Annotated in this window: 1 protein-coding gene and 1 pseudogene; both read right to left on the bottom strand. The window is 71.3% G+C overall.

What is annotated here, in order from left to right:
* Positions 1-551 (bottom strand): annotated as a pseudogene (locus BFF76_RS29160) (flavin monoamine oxidase family protein); the annotation flags it as partial.
* A gap of 45 nt (positions 552-596) precedes the next feature.
* The gene (locus BFF76_RS29155; RefSeq protein ID WP_065849420.1) at positions 597-1394 is read right to left on the bottom strand and encodes a carbon-nitrogen hydrolase family protein; all 798 of its coding nucleotides are present in this window, start codon (positions 1392-1394) and stop codon (positions 597-599) included.
* Positions 1395-1413 lie beyond the last annotated feature (19 nt).

Raw genomic sequence — 1413 nt, 5'->3', positions numbered from 1 at the left:
TCGCGCGGTTCATGTCGGAGAAGTCGGCGCCCTCCTCCAGGCAGGAGTTCCAGGCGTCCATCACCTCGCGGTACACCGGGGGCAGGTCGTCGATGGTCCGCGCGTAGTGGGACTCGCCCTTGAGGTCCACCACGGTCGACGGGGTGGCCGGGGACAGGGGGGTTGGGGAACGGCTCGGTCTCCAGGCCCACCAGGTCGATGTAGTGCTGCAGCGCCGTGGACGACGGCGGGAAGCGCATGGCGCCCATCTCGGCGGTCAGCGAGGGGTCGCAGCCCTCGAAGCCGACGGTGCGCAGCCGGCCGCCGATCCGGTCCGCCTCGTAGACGACGGGCTTCAGCCCCATCTTCATGAGTTCGTACGCGGTGATGATCCCGGAGAGCCCGCCGCCGATGACGGCGACCTCGGTACCGTGCTCGGTCGCCGGTATCTGCCCGATACCCGCGGGGTGGCCGAGGAAGTCGTCGTAGGCGTAAGGGAAGTCCGGCCCGAACATGGTGATCGGCGGCTGCGCGTCGGTGTGCTGGACGGCGTTGGGCACCGTGGACGTCATGGGGTGGGGACTCCTAGCGGGGAAGCGTGCGAGAGGGGCGAGGGCTCAGACGAGGGAGCCGTACAGACCGGGAACGCGGTCCTTGAGATACGGGTTGGCGGCGCGTGACGCCGCGAGCAGTCCGGGGTCGACCTCGCCGAGGACGAGCTCCTCGCCACCGCCGGCGCGGGCACGGACCGTGCCGTCGGGTCCGGCCAGGCAGCTCAGTCCGGTGAAGTCGAAGTCGCCTTCCCTGCCCGCCCTGTTGACGTATGCGATGTAGAGCTGGCTCTCGAAGGCGCGGACCGGCACCACTGCTTCGGCGACGAACGGGAAGGGGTGCATCAGCGCGGTCGGGACCAGCAGCAGTTCGGTACCGGCCAGGGCGTGCGCTCGTACGTTCTCCGGGAACTCGACGTCGTAGCAGATCAGCAGCCCGACCCGTACGCCGTCCAGGTCGGCCTGCACCACGGGGTGCACGCCGGGCGTGAACCACCGCTCCTCGAAGCTGCCGAAGAGGTGGGTCTTGCGGTAGTTGGCGAGCGGCGCCCCGCCGGGGCCGATCAGCTGCGCCGCGTTGAAGACCGCTTCGCCGGACCGCTCCGGGTATCCGTAGTGGACGGCGAGGCCGTGGCGTACGCAGATGTCGGCGACCGCCTGCGCCGCGGGCCCGTCCGCGGGCTCGGCCAGCCGGTGGACGGCGTCGCCGATGGCGTATCCGGTGAGGAACAGCTCCGGGCAGACCAGCAGCCGGGCGCCCGCGGCCGCGGCCCGCTCGGCGGCCTCGTCGAGCACGGCGAGGTTGGCGTCCACGGAGCCGGCTCGTCCGGAGCTCTGGAGCAGGGCGGTGCGCAAAGGCGGCATGGCTGACCTCGGGCGGGAC

Source organism: Streptomyces mutomycini (genome assembly GCF_001700505.1).
Taxonomy (GTDB): Bacteria; Actinomycetota; Actinomycetes; order Streptomycetales; family Streptomycetaceae; genus Streptomyces; species Streptomyces mutomycini.
This window is presented reverse-complemented; position numbering and strand designations above follow the sequence as displayed.

What these genes read in the sequence shown, in the direction of transcription:
- BFF76_RS29155 (WP_065849420.1), bottom strand. Translation starts at nt 1,394, where the DNA reads ATGCCGCCTTTGCGCACCGCCCTGCTCCAGAGCTCCGGACGAGCCGGC.